This is a genomic window from Sporosarcina sp. FSL K6-5500 (genome assembly GCF_038005665.1).
GTDB lineage: Bacteria > Bacillota > Bacilli > Bacillales_A > Planococcaceae > Sporosarcina > Sporosarcina psychrophila.
In genome coordinates, this window is sequence record NZ_JBBOTP010000001.1 from 3,035,795 (window position 1) to 3,052,504 (window position 16,710).

Annotated in this window: 15 protein-coding genes, 1 pseudogene and 1 riboswitch; of the genes and pseudogenes, 14 read left to right on the forward strand and 2 right to left on the reverse strand. The window is 40.6% G+C overall.

What is annotated here, in order from left to right; translation table 11 throughout:
* Positions 1-97: 97 nt before the first annotated feature.
* Positions 98-682, reverse strand: a complete 585-nt coding sequence (locus MKX62_RS14600) for a manganese efflux pump MntP (protein ID WP_340741729.1) — start codon at positions 680-682, stop codon at positions 98-100.
* Positions 683-911: 229 nt separating this feature from the next.
* On the opposite strand from MKX62_RS14600, the gene MKX62_RS14605 reads away from it, so the two are divergent.
* The 7 genes from MKX62_RS14605 (at position 912) to MKX62_RS14635 (ending at position 7,750) form a co-directional block, all read left to right on the forward strand.
* Positions 912-1,550 carry a class I SAM-dependent methyltransferase gene (locus tag MKX62_RS14605; RefSeq protein WP_340741730.1) on the forward strand — a complete coding sequence of 213 codons (639 nt, stop codon included), beginning with the start codon at positions 912-914 and terminating at the stop codon, positions 1,548-1,550.
* A gap of 12 nt (positions 1,551-1,562) precedes the next feature.
* Positions 1,563-2,033 (forward strand): S-ribosylhomocysteine lyase, encoded by a 471-nt coding sequence (locus tag MKX62_RS14610; RefSeq protein ID WP_340741731.1) that lies wholly within the window; start codon positions 1,563-1,565, stop codon positions 2,031-2,033.
* Positions 2,033-2,965 carry a PLP-dependent cysteine synthase family protein gene (locus tag MKX62_RS14615; protein WP_187047168.1) on the forward strand — a complete coding sequence of 311 codons (933 nt, stop codon included), beginning with the start codon at positions 2,033-2,035 and terminating at the stop codon, positions 2,963-2,965. Before MKX62_RS14610 ends, MKX62_RS14615 begins: the two co-directional genes overlap by 1 nt.
* Before the next feature lie 3 nt (positions 2,966-2,968).
* Positions 2,969-4,102, forward strand: coding sequence for a bifunctional cystathionine gamma-lyase/homocysteine desulfhydrase (locus MKX62_RS14620; RefSeq protein WP_067207156.1), 1,134 nt, complete (start codon positions 2,969-2,971; stop codon positions 4,100-4,102).
* Between the two features lie 158 nt (positions 4,103-4,260).
* A complete protein-coding gene (locus MKX62_RS14625; RefSeq protein ID WP_340741732.1) occupies positions 4,261-6,000 on the forward strand; it encodes a methyl-accepting chemotaxis protein in 1,740 nt (579 codons plus the stop codon).
* 68 nt (positions 6,001-6,068) lie between these two features.
* The gene (locus MKX62_RS14630; protein ID WP_340741733.1) at positions 6,069-6,512 is read left to right on the forward strand and encodes an OsmC family protein; all 444 of its coding nucleotides are present in this window, start codon (positions 6,069-6,071) and stop codon (positions 6,510-6,512) included.
* Between the two features lie 143 nt (positions 6,513-6,655).
* The gene (locus tag MKX62_RS14635; protein ID WP_340742585.1) at positions 6,656-7,750 is read left to right on the forward strand and encodes a DUF2087 domain-containing protein; all 1,095 of its coding nucleotides are present in this window, start codon (positions 6,656-6,658) and stop codon (positions 7,748-7,750) included.
* Between the two features lie 549 nt (positions 7,751-8,299).
* On the opposite strand, the gene MKX62_RS14640 is transcribed toward MKX62_RS14635, so the two are convergent.
* Positions 8,300-8,857: a GbsR/MarR family transcriptional regulator gene (locus MKX62_RS14640; protein WP_340741734.1), complete on the reverse strand. Its 558-nt coding sequence runs from the start codon at positions 8,855-8,857 to the stop codon at positions 8,300-8,302.
* Between the two features lie 218 nt (positions 8,858-9,075).
* Between MKX62_RS14640 and MKX62_RS14645 the strand changes: the two genes are divergently transcribed.
* The 7 genes and pseudogenes from MKX62_RS14645 to MKX62_RS14675 all read left to right on the forward strand — a co-directional run bounded on the left by MKX62_RS14645 (position 9,076) and on the right by MKX62_RS14675 (position 16,698).
* Positions 9,076-10,338 carry a quaternary amine ABC transporter ATP-binding protein gene (locus MKX62_RS14645; RefSeq protein WP_340741735.1) on the forward strand — a complete coding sequence of 421 codons (1,263 nt, stop codon included), beginning with the start codon at positions 9,076-9,078 and terminating at the stop codon, positions 10,336-10,338.
* Entirely contained in the window at positions 10,331-11,182 is an 852-nt protein-coding gene (locus MKX62_RS14650; RefSeq protein WP_067207181.1) for an ABC transporter permease, read from the forward strand. Before MKX62_RS14645 ends, MKX62_RS14650 begins: the two co-directional genes overlap by 8 nt.
* A complete protein-coding gene (locus tag MKX62_RS14655) occupies positions 11,179-12,078 on the forward strand; it encodes a glycine betaine ABC transporter substrate-binding protein (RefSeq protein WP_340741736.1) in 900 nt (299 codons plus the stop codon). The genes MKX62_RS14650 and MKX62_RS14655 overlap by 4 nt, the downstream gene beginning before the upstream one ends.
* A 353-nt stretch (positions 12,079-12,431) precedes the next feature.
* Entirely contained in the window at positions 12,432-13,331 is a 900-nt protein-coding gene (locus MKX62_RS14660) for a glycine betaine ABC transporter substrate-binding protein (RefSeq protein WP_340741737.1), read from the forward strand.
* A gap of 215 nt (positions 13,332-13,546) precedes the next feature.
* Positions 13,547-13,694: riboswitch (FMN riboswitch) on the forward strand.
* A gap of 77 nt (positions 13,695-13,771) precedes the next feature.
* A pseudogene (gene ribD, locus MKX62_RS14665) lies at positions 13,772-14,823 on the forward strand (bifunctional diaminohydroxyphosphoribosylaminopyrimidine deaminase/5-amino-6-(5-phosphoribosylamino)uracil reductase RibD).
* Between the two features lie 17 nt (positions 14,824-14,840).
* Positions 14,841-15,491 (forward strand): riboflavin synthase, encoded by a 651-nt coding sequence (gene ribE / locus MKX62_RS14670; protein WP_340741738.1) that lies wholly within the window; start codon positions 14,841-14,843, stop codon positions 15,489-15,491.
* 13 nt (positions 15,492-15,504) lie between these two features.
* On the forward strand, positions 15,505-16,698 hold the full coding sequence (locus MKX62_RS14675) for a bifunctional 3,4-dihydroxy-2-butanone-4-phosphate synthase/GTP cyclohydrolase II (protein WP_340741739.1): 1,194 nt from the start codon (positions 15,505-15,507) through the stop codon (positions 16,696-16,698).
* The last annotated feature ends 12 nt before the right edge of the window (positions 16,699-16,710 follow it).

Sequence of the window (16,710 nt, forward strand, 5' to 3'; positions counted from 1 at the left end):
CCATTATAGTGATGGATACTGATTTGACTATCTCATTTGCGAATAGGGATGTCGTTATGATTTTTACATTTATTTATGCGAAATTGAGTAAGTACTATTAGAAAAACATTTCATAAATGCCGATTATGATGAGCAAAAGTCCGGCGATTTTAGATGAGTACTTGCCGAATAGTGTATTGCCAATTGTATTACCAATTTTAATACCTAGAGAAATTGAAATCAGTGAAAATAGTCCAATTGAGATTGAAGTGAAAAGCGGAGAGAAGCCTGTAATACCTGCCCCAAAACCAATTGTTAAGCAGTTTAAGGAAAGTAGAAATCCCAAAAAAGTTGATTCTTTTAAAGTGATTTTCATTGGTTGTTCTAAACCTAGAAATACGGGGCTATTGTCTTCTGTTTGAATGGATTTATTTTTAATGAAAAATGGCAATGGCGCTATAAACCATATACCAAGGATGGTAATTAAGAAGCCACCAGTGAAGTTAGCCATTGATTGTGAAAAGTAATTGGATAAAAAACTCCCCGCTGATATGGAGAAGAATGCAAATGCAATAGAAATAAGAGAAATAATGAAATTGTATAGGAAAGGAATTCTTTTTAATTTTAAGCCGTATGAAACACTTATTGCTAAATTATCAATGTTTGCAGCAATACCGATTAATAATATAGATATCCATTGCATACTTATTTCCCCCTGCAACTGTTTGTTATCATCTATCTATATGAGCAAATGGGAAATAGCGTGCGGGCACGGTTTACGAAATGATGGGGGAGCGATTGATACAGGCGAATAAGACTCCGTTTTGTTTTTTTATTGGCATTTCTATATGGGGTGTGGTATAAATATTGATATTACGCCTATACCATAGTAAACAACTTGGAATAATATACTTGAAAAAAGGAGTTTTGTTATGGGACGCGAATTCATCGATATTTTTGATGAGTGGATTCACTTGTATGACGCATCAGTTGCTGGGGAGGATCCTGAATACCGTGATGTATTTGAAGGCTATGACGAGATTCTAAATGCTGTCACAAGCAAAGTTATTGGAACTATTCTTGAATTCGGTACAGGGACGGGAAATCTGACAGCAAAATTAATAGATGCCGGCCATCAAGTAATTGGCATTGAACCGAACACTGCGATGCGGCGATTAACGGCAGAGCGATTTCCTTCAATTGAGGTCAAAGACGGGGATTTAATTGATTTTGAAACTGATGGTATAACAATTGATTCAATCGCAAGTTCATATGTATTTCATCATTTAACAGATGAAGAAAAAGGAATTGCACTGAAGAAGTATGCACAGTTGTTACCGATAAATGGAAAAGTCGTCTTTGCCGATACCATTTTTATAACGGAAGATGCAAAGCAGGCTCAGATAGATAAGGAGCGGGCAAGGAATTTTCATAATGTTGCAGACGATTTAGAACGTGAATATTACACAGTACTGCCCGTATTGTTGAAACTATTTCTAGAAGCCGGATTCGAAGTGACGTTTAAACAATTGAACGATTTTGTCTGGCTAATGGACGCGACTAAAAAATAAGGGGAGACTACGATGAAAAAGTTGAATGTTGAAAGTTTTAACTTAGATCATACGAAAGTTGCGGCACCGTACGTGCGTTTAGCAGGGACGAAACAGGGAAGTCATGGTGATGAAGTGTATAAGTACGATTTACGTTTCACACAACCTAACAAACAGTTTATGAAAATGGATGCACTACATTCCATCGAGCATTTAATGGCGGAGAACATTCGAAATCATTCTGATAAAGTTGTTGATCTTAGTCCGATGGGTTGCCAAACCGGCTTTTATCTATCTGTTATCAATCATGATGATTACGAAGAAATTCTAGTCATTTTAGAAAACACTTTGCGAGATGTACTCGTAGCGACGGAAGTGCCAGCGTGTAACGAAGTGCAATGTGGGTGGGCCGCAAACCATAGTTTGGAAGGTGCCAAAGTGTTAGCGGGAAATATGCTTGCGAAAAAAGATGAATGGCGCCATGTGTACAAAGAGGAAGTGTAATGAAAGTTTACGGTAGTGTACAAGAATTAGTTGGAAACACGCCGGTTGTTGAGATTAGTCGTATTCATATTCCAAATAATTGTCGGATATTCGCGAAGCTAGAGTATCTAAATCCAGGAGGAAGCGTAAAGGATCGACTCGGATTAACACTCATTGAGGATGCAGAGCAATCGGGAAGCTTGTTGCCAGGTGGAACAATTATTGAAGCGACGGCGGGAAATACGGGTATCGGCTTGGCTCTTGCAGCGATTGGGAAAGGCTATCATGTGATATTTGTCGTTCCAGAAAAGTTTAGTTTAGAAAAACAAACACTTATGCGTGCACTTGGTGCTGGAATCATCAATACACCAACCGAACTAGGCATGAGAGGTGCGATTGAGAAAGCGAGAGAGCTTGTTTTACAAACACCCGGTGCTTTTACACCATCACAGTTTTCAAATCCCGCAAATCCGGCGACGTATATGAAAACACTTGGACCCGAATTATGGCGTGATTTAGATGGGGAAATCGACGTTTTTGTTGCGGGAGCGGGGTCTGGTGGTACATTTATGGGGACCTCGCAGTTTTTGAAAGAACGCAACCCGGGTGTGAAAACAGTTGTCGTGGAACCTGAAGGCTCTATACTCAACGGTGGAGCAGCAGGATCTCATGTAACAGAAGGAATTGGAATGGAGTTTTTACCAGACTACATGGACCCAACGTATTTTGATGCCATTCATACAGTTAGCGACGAGGACGCGTTCATGCAATTGCGTTCATTGGCGAAAAATGAGGGGTTGCTCGTTGGAAGTTCTTCTGGCGCTGCATTCTATGGTTCTTTACGTGAAGCTGAAATTGCGAAAGCGGGAAGCCATATTGTTACCATTTTTCCTGATTCCAGTGAGCGTTATTTAAGTCAGAACATCTATGATCTATTTAAAGGGAGAGAATAATTCATGCGTGCAAAAACGAAATTAATCCACGGCGGTATTGTTGGAGATGCAACGACAGGTGCAGTTTCCACACCCATATATCAAGTAAGTACGTACAAGCAACAGACAGTCGGTCAATTTAACGGGTATGAATATTCACGTACAGGTAACCCAACTCGTCATGCGCTAGAAGTATTAATTAGCGATTTAGAAGGCGGAAAAGCGGGCTTTGCTTTTGGCTCCGGAATGGCAGCGATTAGTTCGGTTATAATGTTATTTAGTAAAGGTGACCATATTGTTCTAACAGACGATGTATATGGTGGAACATACCGTGTCATTACGAAAGTATTAAATCGCTTTGGCATCTCGGCAACATTCGTTGATTCTAGTGATATCACGAAAGTGGATGAAGCAATTAAAGAAAATACAAAAGCGATTTTCTTGGAATCCCCAACGAATCCACTGTTAAAAATAACGGATATTGAAGCTGTTACTAAGCTTGCAAAAGAAAAGGGATTGCTCACAATTGTCGACAATACGTTTATGACCCCATATTTTCAACAACCAATCGCTCAAGGCGCAGATATTGTATTGCATAGTGCGACGAAATATATCGGAGGTCATAGTGACGTCGTAGCAGGGCTTGTCGTGGTAGCAACAGAGAAACTTGCAGAGGATTTACATTTCATTCAAAACTCGGTGGGCGCTATTCTTGGGCCACAGGATTCATGGTTATTGATTCGCGGTATAAAAACGCTCGGACTTCGTATGGAAGAGCATAATGTGAATGCGCAGAAAATCGCGGAGTTTTTAGATGGACACGCGGCAGTGGGGAAAGTGTATTATCCGGGACTTAAAACACATCCGGGCCGAGAATTGATGACAAGGCAAGCGACCGGCTTCGGTGGTATGATTTCGTTCGATGTTGGAAGCGAAAAGAAAGCTGATGAGTTGCTTGCAAAATTGCGCTACTTTACGCTTGCGGAAAGTTTGGGAGCAGTTGAAAGTTTGATTTCTATACCTGCACGCATGACACATGCGTCAATTCCGCGTGAACGCAGATTGCAACTAGGGATTACAGATGGTCTTGTACGCATTTCGGTAGGAATTGAAGATGTGGAAGATTTACTTGAAGACTTGGCAAAAGCGTTAGCATAACAGTACGAAAAGCTATTCACATTCATCGTGAATAGCTTTTTTTCGTTCATATAAAAAAGACATTCAAAATTCTATACAGAAAATTTACACACTCTTTACAGGAAATTTACACGTATATGAGAAAATTGAGTATAAATTCCTGTGAGGTGGTTATTAAATTGAGTCGATTGGCACAAGAAGGCGTTAAGAAGATAAGATTTGGAAAAGTAAACTGGACGAATGTATCTTCTAGAGTTACCAACATCACATTTAAAACTCGATTACTTTTCGCAATTCTAACAATCCTGCTAATATCCACGGTTACAATAGGATTCACAGCGTATGAAAAAATGACGAAAAGCACTATTGAACTCGTCTCTTCCCATTTGGAACGAGAGGTGACAATTGTCAATGATCTAGCGAAAACATTGATGTTGATACATATCGGGAATAAGGAAAATTTTATGTCTGCTCTTGAAGAGGTTGTTAAGAGGCAGCATGTATCCTTAACTCAAGATGGTTATAATGCAACGATGTTTTACTCAAAAGATGATCAACTGATTCCCTTTGCGGTTAGTAAAAATACGAATCTGAGTTTGTCCAATCAAATTGTGGAGAAAATCAAACAAGACGGTAAAGGTATTTTACATGAAACAATCCAAGGAAATCCGCATACTATCAGCTATTATCGTGTTCAAGAGTTAGGCGGGGAATTTATTATTGTCGTTCCGGACAGTGATTATTTGGCGGATACGAAAGAAATGGGAACCCAAATTTTGATATCGATCCTAATTGCGTTAATCATCGCATTGTTACTGATTGCGCCGACGATTCACCGAATGACGAAACCGATAATTGTATTGCAACAAAAAATGCGCATGGTCAGGGAAGGGGATTTAGGAGTCGATTTGGCGATTCAATCTTCTACACCTGAATTCCAATCGCTCATTAAAAGCTTCAAGATGATGATTGAAAGTATGTCCTATATGCTCGTGGAAATAAAAAACACTAGTATACAACTAGCACAGACTGGAAGTCATTTAAACGTCAGCTCAACTGCACTGCTGACAAAAAATGATTATTTGAATGCTCAGGTTTCAGAGTTGGAGACGATTGCTGCAGAGACGGTTTCTGTATCAGCAACACAGCAGCAAGCCTTCCAGCAGATGAAAGTTCAAATGGCTACGTTGTTTAATGAAATGGAAGAAGTTTTTCATGAGTCAACGATTACAAAACAAGTCGTGAAAACAGGAGAGACTTCGACAATCGAGGCAGCAAAAATGATGAGAATCTTCTTCCGAAGTATGGAAAGTGTCATTCAAACGATTGATGACTTACATGAAAAGTTCATGTCCGTTTCTAGTGTAGTTAGCACCATTGATAGCATTACTGACCAAACGCGTATGCTTGCATTAAATGCGAAAATCGAAGCAACTAGAGCTGGAAAAGCAGGAGCAGGATTCTTAGTGGTAGCAAATGAGGTCCAACGATTAGCGGAGCAATCGGCTAACGCTACAGGAGAAATTAAAGGTACTATTTTAGAAATGGAACAATCCGTTGATAGGACTACTTTGAATATAGAAGAGATGCAAGTAGATGCAACAAATTTTGAAAGTATTACACAAGAAAATAGTGGGAATTTCAAGGCCGCTGCAGATCAAATCAAGGTATTGGATCGAAGGTTATTTGTTATGAAAGATCACTTGAACTCGTTGGAAAGCGGACTACCGTTATTGGAGGCATCTACGAAACAAGTAGAAAATGTTTCCGAAAAAAATAAAAGTAATGCAGCTCAAATGATGCGCGCATTTCAGGAACAATTTGAAGCGATGCAAGCTGTTGAAAAAACGGGGTCAGAGTTATCTTCTCTTTCCAATAAACTGTTGGTTAACGCCAATCAATTCACTACTTCAATTTGATTTACTGAATCGACGGATAGTAACCTGTATAATGAAAGAAACAAAATAGTCAAAGGGGGACTTTTCTTATGGCACAACATCACTTCCATTTAAAAGCTGACTGGCCAGGTTTACGGAATGATATAGGAACAATCGATGCGGGAAATTTAAAGACGGAGATTTCAATTCCAACCGAAATGGACGGGCCGGGAATTGGTACAAATCCGGATGAAATGCTGCTAGGTGCAGCGGCGACATGTTATATTATTACACTTGCGGCTATGATGGAGCGAAGTAAATTGGAGAAAGTCGCCTTGACGATGGAGTCAGTTGGTGTTGTCGATGTAACGAACGGTGTTATTACATATAAAAAGATTATTCATAAACCAGAAATCGTATTGAAAAAGGAGGCAACTGAAAAGGATGAAGCACTGGCACACAAGCTTGCGGAAAAAGCTGAAACGTCCTGTATGATTAGTCGTGCTATCAAAGGAAATGTAGAAATTGAGTTAGATACAACTGTAATAAAATAGAATGCTAAGATGTTCAAAAACCGTGCTCTATGGAGTGCGGTTTTATTTATATGGAAAAATAAGATTGTATTAAACGTAGATAAAATGTATATTTGTTTATATAAAACTAATGTAAAGTGAAAGGTGTTTATGTTTAAGTGGATATGTCACTAGATTACTCGGTAGAAGTTATGGAAAAGGGATACATCGAAGAGAATCGCTATTATCGCTGCTTATTATGTGGTGAAGAAGTTGAAAAAGGAATCATTTATCCTGTAGGAGATGTACTTTTCACAGATTGGCGTTATATGGAACATCATATTGAAAGGACGCATGGTAGTGTTTTTGAACGATTACTCTCAGGTGGTAAGGAACAGACGGGGCTGTCCGACCAACAGTCGAAATTGCTTTCTTTGATTTACGCAGGAAAGACAGATAAAGAAATTCAACAGGAACTGAAAATCGGAAGCATGTCGACGATTCGTAATCATCGTTTTTCATTACGCAAAAAAGAAAAACAAGCAAAAAACCTGCTGGCTCTCATGAATTTAGTGAAACGGCAACAAGAAATCGTAACAGATGAACCGAATATCGATAAGCCGAATGAGAAATCATTTGAACCTTCAACAGAATTAGCGCGCTATTTCTCTGAGGAGGATGGGCGTTTGAAAACACTAAGTATGAAAGAGCAAGAAAAAAATCGCCTGTTAGCAGAAATTGCGTTGCTCTTCAAACCGAATAAAGTGTATTCAGAAGGTGAAGTCAATGCGATTTTGGTGACGATCTTCGAAGATTATATGCTGTTACGGCGGGAGATGGTCGACCGTGATGTGTTAACGCGTAATGCTGAAGGAAGTGCATATCGCCTTGTGCAAAGTCTAGAAAAAGGAGATGTCGATGAAATGGATTTTAAAAAAGAAATGAAATTGAAAGCGAAAGAAGATAAACCGAGTTATGGAATATTTCAAATCAAGAATGTAAAGAACGGGAAGCTATTTGTAAATTCGACACCGAATTTCAAAACATTGAACGGATTAAAATTCATGTTAACTACCGGCGGGCATAAAAATAAAGAACTACAAACCGATTGGGATGAACATGGAAAAGACAATTTTGAAATTGAAATACTTGAAACGATTGATGAAAAGGATTGGCAGGGGATTAGTAAAAGTAAAATCCTTGAGAAGCAGTTGGATAAGTGGGTAGAAGAGTTACAGCCATATGGGGAAAAAGGATACAATCGTATTAAAAAAATGTGATAGACAGTTAAGAAGACACGTCTGTTGATTAACCATTTATTTGTATAAAACACTGGTGAGTAAGGCTTGGAAAATCCATTTTGACTGGACCATTTCGAGCACTCTAGTACCCTGTACAATTTGTTCCTCGCTTACTTTTAGCAGAGATTATGCATCTATCCATGTGATGTCTTATAGAAAGTGACACTTCTTTAAAATAAATAAGAAAAAACCATATAGAAATTATCAGCCGCCAAAATTACATCTTTGGCGGCTTTTATCCAGGTAGACAATCGTCTATTCTTTTGTCCCAAAAAGCTTTAGCACTTCGTGTACTAATGTATTTGGAGCGCGACGGATGAAGGACCACCATACGATTACCGAAAAAATATGTAGGGATGCGACAAAGTCGCATCCCTACATATTCAGATATCCCGGTAATCTTATAGAAGTCATTCAATCCAAAGCAATCTAAAATAAATCATACACGTAGCGCGCCCATAGTGTGATCAAGTTATTTACTGGCCGTCTTTTTCATGTCTACCAAGGCGCCTTCCGCTTTTCTTATGTTCACTTATTTGGCGTATCCTGTTCAGGCTTTTTAATTGGCACGAGATTAAAAATATCATGATCTTCAAAAGCATCAACAAGGCGATCGAGCCACTCGTAATAATCACGTAGGTATAGTAATTTTTCAATATCTATAGTTACTTCTTCTCTCAATTCATCATCTATCGCGGGATCGTTCACTAGTCCTTCCAGTTCAGCCAAAGATCTTCTTATTGCGGCTGAATGAAAGGAAACAGATCTTCTCCACTTTATTGAAAATAGGTCAATAAAGCTTTGATACCAATCATCCTTCACTTGATAAAGGTCTTTTCGGACCCCTCTTTTCCAAGCGCGTTCCACTAACTTCAAATCGGATAGTGCTCTGACAGATGTGCTCATGCTCGTTTTGCTCATCCCGAGTTCTTCTGTCATGTCATCCAATGTTAACGGCTCATTATGAAAAAACATCGTGCCATACTGTCTTCCAGCAGAAGGTGTAAGACCATAAAGATGTATATTTTGTGCGATGGATTCAATAATCCGCTCACGAGCTTTTTCAAGTTTTTCATTACCGTTCATACAACGTCTTCCCTCCACTATAACCGGCATTTATTAACCGATCCAGCTCATTTCTTATAGCGTATTATATCCTATCTTAAAAAGCAATTCGTAGCAATAAAAGTTTGTACAGTTTTTTCTGTACAAACCATTTAAATTGAGAAAACGGTTGTAATGCAAAAAAAAGACAGCTATACTAGAAGACATTCGTCAGTTTTGAAAATATAAGGAGTGTATGTATGAGTGATCAGATTGCCAGTAAGAAAATCGAAGTGATAAACACCACGAAGATTTTCGGTAAAAATGCGAAGCGGGCTTCCCAGCTTCTAAATGAAGGAAAAACAAAAGGTGAGATTTTGAAAGCCACCGGCGCAACAGTCGGGGTGAAAAATGCATCATTCGATGTGTACGAAGGTGAAATATTTGTCATTATGGGATTGTCAGGTAGCGGAAAATCAACGCTTGTTAGATTGCTGAACAGGCTGATTGACCCAACAATGGGCAATATCCTGCTAGACGGTGAGGACATCGTCGGGATGAATAAAGAACAACTTCGTAATGTAAGGCGTAAGAAAATTGGAATGGTATTTCAAAACTTCGCACTCTTTCCCCACAAGACGATTCTTGAAAACGCGGAGTATGGCTTAGAAATCCAAGGAGTAGCGAAGGCGGAACGTCAAGTCAAAGCTAAAGAATCCTTAGGACTAGTCGGACTTGCAGGATATGAAGATCAATTCCCTAGCCAGTTGAGCGGCGGCATGCAACAGCGTGTTGGTTTAGCGAGAGCGCTAGCTAATGGACCAGATATTTTGCTGATGGACGAAGCATTCAGTGCGCTTGATCCGTTAATCCGCAAAGATATGCAAGACGAATTATTGCAACTTCATAATGATATGGGGAAAACAATTATTTTTATTACGCATGACTTAGATGAGGCACTACGTATAGGCGACCGCATTGCATTGATGAAAGACGGGGAAATTGTTCAAGTGGGTACGCCCGAAGAGATATTGATGAGTCCGTCAAATGAATATGTAGAACGCTTTGTTGAAGATGTGGATCTATCTAAAGTATTGACAGCGGGACATATTATGAAAAAAGCAGAGACGGTTCAAATCGACCGTGGAGCGAGAGTAGCTCTTCGAATGATGAAACAACTTGGGATATCTTCAATTTACGTTGTCGATAAAGCAAAACGTCTTTTAGGTGCGGTCACGGCCCAAGATGCGAGTTCGGCTATTGAAACAGGGAAGACACTTGAAGAAATAATGATTACCGACCTTCCGATGATCCTTCTGGATACCGTGCTAATCGATCTGTTCGATATCGTATCGACAGCTGTTATCCCAGTTGCTGTCGTTGATGAAAATAACAAGCTTCAGGGAATTATTATTCGTGGTGCATTGATTGGTGCATTATCAGGTGATAATCAGTTTATCAATAATAACGGAACTTTCGATTCCGATGAACAAACGGATACGGAGGCGAAGATAAATGGATAAATATTTACCTCGTTTGCCATTTGCGGAGTGGATTGACAATGGAGTCGATTGGCTCGTACTAACTTTCGGTACAGTGTTTGACGGAATTTCAGATTTTCTCAAAGGAATAGTTGAAGGATCAGTGGAATTGCTCGATATCGTGCCATCTATTTTACTTGCCGTGTTATTTGCCTTGCTTGCGTGGTTTGTATCTACTCGCCGCATTGCCATATTCACATTGTTCGGCTTGCTGTTCATCGATTACTTGGGCTATTGGTACCCGATGCTGCAAATGCTAGCGCTCGTACTCACCTCTGTATTCTTCGCGCTGATAATCGGAATTCCAGTCGGTATTTGGGGATCACAACAAGCGACAGCAAGAAAAATCATCAATCCCTTATTGGATTTGATGCAAACCATGCCGGCATTCGTTTATTTATTGCCAGCTATATTCTTCTTTAACATTGGGGTCGTCCCAGGTGTTGTGGCATCTGTTATCTTCTCAATGCCGCCAACAATTCGTTTGACAATGCTTGGAATTGAACAAGTTCCGAAAGATTTAATCGAAGCGACAGAAGCATTTGGTTCTACAACTTGGCAGAGATTGAGCAAAGTACAAATTCCGCTTGCAAAACCGACAATTATGGCGGGTGTCAATCAAAGTATTATGCTTTCCCTATCGATGGTCGTTATTGCATCGATGGTTGGTGCGCCAGGGCTTGGTGAAGAAGTTTACCGAGCTGTTACACAACTGAAAACGGGTGTCGGTTTTGAAACCGGATTGTCCATCGTTATCGTAGCAATCATTTTAGATCGCATCACGCAACACGCAGGAAAGAAAAAACAAGGGGGAACTAAACTATGAAATTAACAAAAAAAGTATTAGGACTTGGAGCGGTTGCACTGCTTGCAGTCGGACTTGCTGCATGTGGCAGTGACAAGAATGAAGCAGACGGAGACTCCACGAAAACAGTTGGTGAATCAGTAGACTATAAGATTACAGGTATCGATCCAGGTGCAGGTATCATGGAAGCTACTGAAAAAGTGCTTACAGAATATGACCTTACAGATTGGGATCTTACAACAGGTTCAAGTGCGGCAATGACAGCTTCACTGAAAAAAGCCTATGACAAAGAGCAACCGATTATCGTTACAGGTTGGACACCACATTGGAAATTTGCGAAATACGATTTGAAATATCTTGAAGATCCAAAAGGTGTGTACGGTGGGGAAGAGCAGATCCGTACAATCGGAAGAATCGGATTAGCAGAAGATCTGCCAGAAGCGCACCAAATCTTATCGAAGTTCAACTGGACTGAAGAGGATATGGGAGAAATAATGGTAGCTATTCAAGAAGGTGAAAAAGAAGACGCGGCAGCACAAAAATGGGTTGAAGCAAATGAAGAAAAAGTGGCTGTATGGACTGAAGGCGTTGAAAAAGTGGACGGCGACAAGATCAAACTTGCTTACGTTGCATGGGACAGTGAAATCGCTAGTCATAACGTCATGAAACTTGTTTTAGAAGATATGGGTTATAAAGTGACATTAACACAAGTTGAAGCAGGTCCATTATGGACTGCAGTTGCTGACGGTAGTGCAGATGCATCGCTTGCAGCTTGGATGCCATTAACACATAAAACATATGCTGATAAATTCGAAGGTAAATTCGAAGAGCTTGGCATCAATATGGAAGGTGTCAAAGTAGGTCTTGTTGTACCACAATATATGGACATCGATTCGATTGAAGACTTGAAGAAATAAACAACAGAATTCTACTTCTATTTAAACGTAAATCGTTTTTCTAATAGTATAAGACTTGCATTAGCTAGCGTAATAACTAGGACAATGAACCCGGAAGAACGCTGTAATATGCAGCGGTTTTCCGGGTTTTATTGAGTGTGATTCTTATGATATAAGCTTCGAACTGAGAATGCAGAATGAACAGTATCTACACAAATTGAACGGCAAAAAGGTAAGTGAAATGGAAGTATTGTGCTTTCCTATTCATGGTAGTTATTGCTTCAATGGCTGTTACACAATTGGTACCGGATCGTAGCAATCATTTATTGCATCACGAAACGCGCAGGAAAGAAAAAATAAGGGGGAATTAGACGATGAAATTATCAAAAAAAGTATTGGGACTTGGGGCAGTTGCTCTACTTGCAGTTGGACTTGCTGCATGTGGCAGTGACAAGAATGAAGCAGACGGAAACTCCACGAAAACAGTTGGCGAATCAGTAGACTATAAGATTACGGGTATCGATCCAGGTGCAGGAATTATGGAGGCTACTGAAAAAGCGCTGGTAGAATATGAACTTACAGATTGGAAGTTGACAACAGGTTCAGGCGCAGCTATGACAGCTTCACTAAAAAAAGCATATGACAAAGAACAGCCAATCATCATAACGGGCTGGACACCACATTGGAAATTCATGAAATTCGATTTGAAATACCTTGAAGATCCAAAAGGTGTGTATGGTGGAGAAGAACAAATCCGTACAATCGGGAGACTTGGTCTGCAAGAAGATTTACCAGAAGCACATAAAATCCTATCACAGTTCAAATGGACTGAGGAAGATATGGGAGAAGTTATGGTAGCGATACAAGAAGGTGAAAAAGAAGAAATAGCGGCACGAAACTGGATCGATGCAAACGAAGAGTTAGTGGCAGAATGGACAAATGGTGTGGAGAAGGTGGACGGCGATAAAATTAAACTGGCTTATGCAGCATGGGACAGCGAAATCGCAAGCCATAACGTCATGAAACTTGTTCTGGAAGAAATGGGCTTTAAGGTTACATTGACACAAGTTGAATTAGGCCCGCTATGGACTGCGGTAGCTGACGGTAGTGCAGATGCATCACTTGCAGCTTGGTTGCCAATTACAGCTAAAACATACGCTGATAAATTCGAAGGTAAATTCGAAGAACTTGGCGTCAATATGGAAGGCGTTAAGATTGGTTTAGTGGTACCGAAGTATATGGACATCAATTCAATTGAAGACTTGAAGAAATAAATAATAGAATGTCAGTGTTATTAAAGCGCGAGCACTAGGATAATAAACCCGAAAGAACGTTGCAATTCGCAGTGGTTTTCCGGGTTTATTATATGTTGAAAATGCAATGGTATTCTTATTTCATCATACATAGAAGACTCAGTTCTGTTCAAACAGACTGAGTCTTTTTTGATTTTATGGCAGCAGTATGATAACTTTAAGTCGGCACGTATAAACAAACTCTTCGGGGCAAGGTGAAATTCCTTACCGGCGGTGATCGAGCATAGCTCGTCAGTCCGTGACCCGTCCTTCCTTGCTTGGAAGGCGGTGGAGCTGGTGAAATTCCGGCACCGACAGTTATAGTCTGGATGGGAGAAGTTGTTTGGATATGCGTGCTGTGCTTGCAGGCTCTGCCCTTTCAAAAAACGAAAGGGGGAATGCCAATGGACCCTCAACATTATATGAGACTTGCTCTTGAACTGGCGCGTAGTGCACAAGGACAAACCTCGCCGAATCCACTTGTTGGTGCTGTTTGTGTGAAAGACGGCCGGATTTTAGGGACGGGTGCGCACTTGAAAGCTGGGACACCTCATGCTGAAGTGCATGCGCTGGCAATGGCAGGTGCGAATTCTATTGGTGCGGATCTATACGTGACACTGGAACCGTGTGCCCATACTGGGAAAACACCTCCGTGTACAGATCTCATTATTTCATCTGGAATTCAACGTGTTTTTGTTGCGTCTATCGATCCGAATCCCTCCGTCAATGGAGCGGGAATCGGGCTTCTTAAAGTTGCTGGGATTGAAGTCATTACCGGCATTTTACAGGAAGAGGCAGAGCAGTTAAACCAAGCATTTTTTCATTTCATCAGATACGGGAAACCATACGTTACCTTGAAAGCCACCGCAACTCTTAACGGTAGACTTTCAACGCAGAACGGGGACAGCAAATGGATTACTTCGGCTGCATCACGAACCGATGTCCATCACCTCCGCCATACCCATGATGCTATTTTGGTAGACGTACAAACCGTACTTCACGATAACCCTTTCCTCACCACCCGTTTGCCCCATGGTGGAAAGAATCCAATTCGAATTAATTTAGACCGGCATCTCAGGACGCCAAATCAGCGAATGTTGTTACAGACGGCGCTATAGAAACAGTTATTTTTACTCTCGATTCAACACATTCTGAAACTACTTTTTTTGAACATCCTTTAGTTTCAATTAAAAGGATTTCAGAAAACGTATCTTTTTTGAATGAAGTTTTAAAACGTTTTGCTGATAAAGAAATCATGACAATGTTCGTTGAAGACGGTAGCAAAGTTCATTTCAGTTTAATCAATAAAGGTCTCACAGATGTACTGTATTTGTATATGGCTCCGAAATTAATCGACAACGGTTCTTCATTGTTCATGAATGATACTTGGAACCTGATTGCAGAAGGCGAATCCTTGCGTTTTTTAGATGTGCGACAAATAGGGGACGATTTCAGCATGGCGCCAGGTTTCTGAAGGAGGATTGACAGCAGTTGTTTACTGGAATTATTGAAGAAGTAGGAACAGTTTCAGCGGTTAGGCCAGCGGCGAATTCTTTGCAACTATCAATCCGTTGTAGCAAAGTGCTTAGCGATGTTAAAAAAGGCGATAGTCTGGCGGTGAATGGTGTCTGTTTGACGGTATCAGATTTCTCGAGCAATCATTTTACAGCTGATGTCATGCCTGAAACTGTTAAAGCGACAACGCTTCAAGCATTGCGTACGGGAAGTCCAGTTAACTTAGAACGTGCGATGGCGGCGAATGGTCGTTTCGGCGGACATATAGTCAGTGGACATGTCGATGGCACTGGCGAAATTGTTTCGGTTAGACAAAAAGAAAATGCAATCTATATGGAAATCAGTATCGCAACTAAATTATTGAAGTATTTTATCCCAAAAGGTTCAGTAACTGTGGATGGAACATCACTTACTGTATTTGGTGTGACGAGTATTAGTTTTATCATCTCATTAATTCCAGTCACGCAAGGTGACTCAATCATCGGCCGAAAACGGGCTGGGGATCGAGTGAACGTAGAATGCGATATGCTCGCGAAATATATAGAACGGCTAATAACTACAGACAAAGAGAATCCAACTGGCGGTTTAACAATGGATACCCTTATCGCCAGTGGATTCCTCAGTTAAGGGGGCAAAGCAGATGTACTCTACCGTAGAAAAAGCAATTGAAGAACTAAAAAAAGGAAAAGCAATTATTGTCGTAGACGACGAAGACCGAGAGAATGAAGGTGACTTTGTTGCACTTGGTGAATTCGCTACACCCGAAATGATTAACTTTATGGCGACGGAAGGCCGTGGATTGATTTGCGTGCCGATAGACGAAGAGAAATCGCGACAGCTTGAACTCGGACTTATGACAGAAAATAATAGTGATGTGCACGGAACTGCATTCACGATTAGCATTGATCATGCGGATTGCCATACTGGAATCTCAGCATTTGAACGGTCGGAAACAGTTTTAAGGATGCTTGGGACTGAAGCAGGTCCAACAGACTTTAGAAGACCAGGACATATGTTTCCGCTAATAGCGAAGTCTGGCGGCGTCCTAAAGCGCTCTGGTCATACAGAAGCTGCTGTAGACCTCGCGAAGCTCGCGGGAGCAGAACCGGTCGGCGTCATATGTGAAATTATGAACGTCGATGGGACAATGGCGAGAGGTCCACAGTTGAAAGAGATAGCTGAACGATTTGATCTTGTTATCTTAACAATTCAGGAACTAATTGCTTATCGCCGCCTCAATGAAAAACTTGTAGAGCGTATTGTAGATATTAATCTGCCAACAGATTTTGGAGATTTCAAAGCAGTAGCTTACGTTGAAAAAGAAACAGGGCATGAACATATTGCTTTGATAAAAGGCGATATCGAAGACGCTGAAAATGTACTCGTCCGCGTTCATTCGGAATGTTTGACAGGCGATGTCTTTGGCTCATGTCGATGTGATTGTGGTCCGCAACTTCAAGCTGCACTTGCGCAGATTGAAAAAGCAGGAAGAGGCGTCTTACTCTATATGCGTCAGGAAGGTCGTGGAATAGGTCTCGTCAATAAAATGAAGGCCTACAAGCTACAGGAAGAAGGATACGACACTGTTGAAGCCAATGAGAAATTAGGATTTCCGGATGACCTTCGAGATTACGGCATCGGTGCACAAATACTGCGGGATCTCGGTTTAACGTCGATTCATCTTCTGACGAACAACCCGCGTAAAATTGCTGGAATAGCGGGACACGGATTAGAAGTAACAGAGCGCATTCAAATCGAAATGCCTGTTAAAGTGGAGAACAAAATTTATATGGAAACAAAGAAAAATAAAATGGGACACTTATTGCATAATTGAGGGGGAATAATG

Bases quoted from the DNA above. Each gene is read 5' to 3' on its own strand.
- MKX62_RS14600 (WP_340741729.1), bottom strand. From the start codon at position 682: ATGCAATGGATATCTATATTATTAATCGGTATTGCTGCAAACATTGAT.
- MKX62_RS14605 (WP_340741730.1), top strand. From the start codon at position 912: ATGGGACGCGAATTCATCGATATTTTTGATGAGTGGATTCACTTGTAT.
- MKX62_RS14610 (WP_340741731.1), top strand. From the start codon at position 1,563: ATGAAAAAGTTGAATGTTGAAAGTTTTAACTTAGATCATACGAAAGTT.
- MKX62_RS14615 (WP_187047168.1), top strand. From the start codon at position 2,033: ATGAAAGTTTACGGTAGTGTACAAGAATTAGTTGGAAACACGCCGGTT.
- MKX62_RS14620 (WP_067207156.1), top strand. From the start codon at position 2,969: ATGCGTGCAAAAACGAAATTAATCCACGGCGGTATTGTTGGAGATGCA.
- MKX62_RS14630 (WP_340741733.1), top strand. From the start codon at position 6,069: ATGGCACAACATCACTTCCATTTAAAAGCTGACTGGCCAGGTTTACGG.
- MKX62_RS14635 (WP_340742585.1), top strand. From the start codon at position 6,656: ATGTCACTAGATTACTCGGTAGAAGTTATGGAAAAGGGATACATCGAA.
- MKX62_RS14640 (WP_340741734.1), bottom strand. From the start codon at position 8,857: ATGAACGGTAATGAAAAACTTGAAAAAGCTCGTGAGCGGATTATTGAA.
- MKX62_RS14645 (WP_340741735.1), top strand. From the start codon at position 9,076: ATGAGTGATCAGATTGCCAGTAAGAAAATCGAAGTGATAAACACCACG.
- MKX62_RS14650 (WP_067207181.1), top strand. From the start codon at position 10,331: ATGGATAAATATTTACCTCGTTTGCCATTTGCGGAGTGGATTGACAAT.
- MKX62_RS14655 (WP_340741736.1), top strand. From the start codon at position 11,179: ATGAAATTAACAAAAAAAGTATTAGGACTTGGAGCGGTTGCACTGCTT.
- MKX62_RS14660 (WP_340741737.1), top strand. From the start codon at position 12,432: ATGAAATTATCAAAAAAAGTATTGGGACTTGGGGCAGTTGCTCTACTT.
- MKX62_RS14675 (WP_340741739.1), top strand. From the start codon at position 15,505: ATGTACTCTACCGTAGAAAAAGCAATTGAAGAACTAAAAAAAGGAAAA.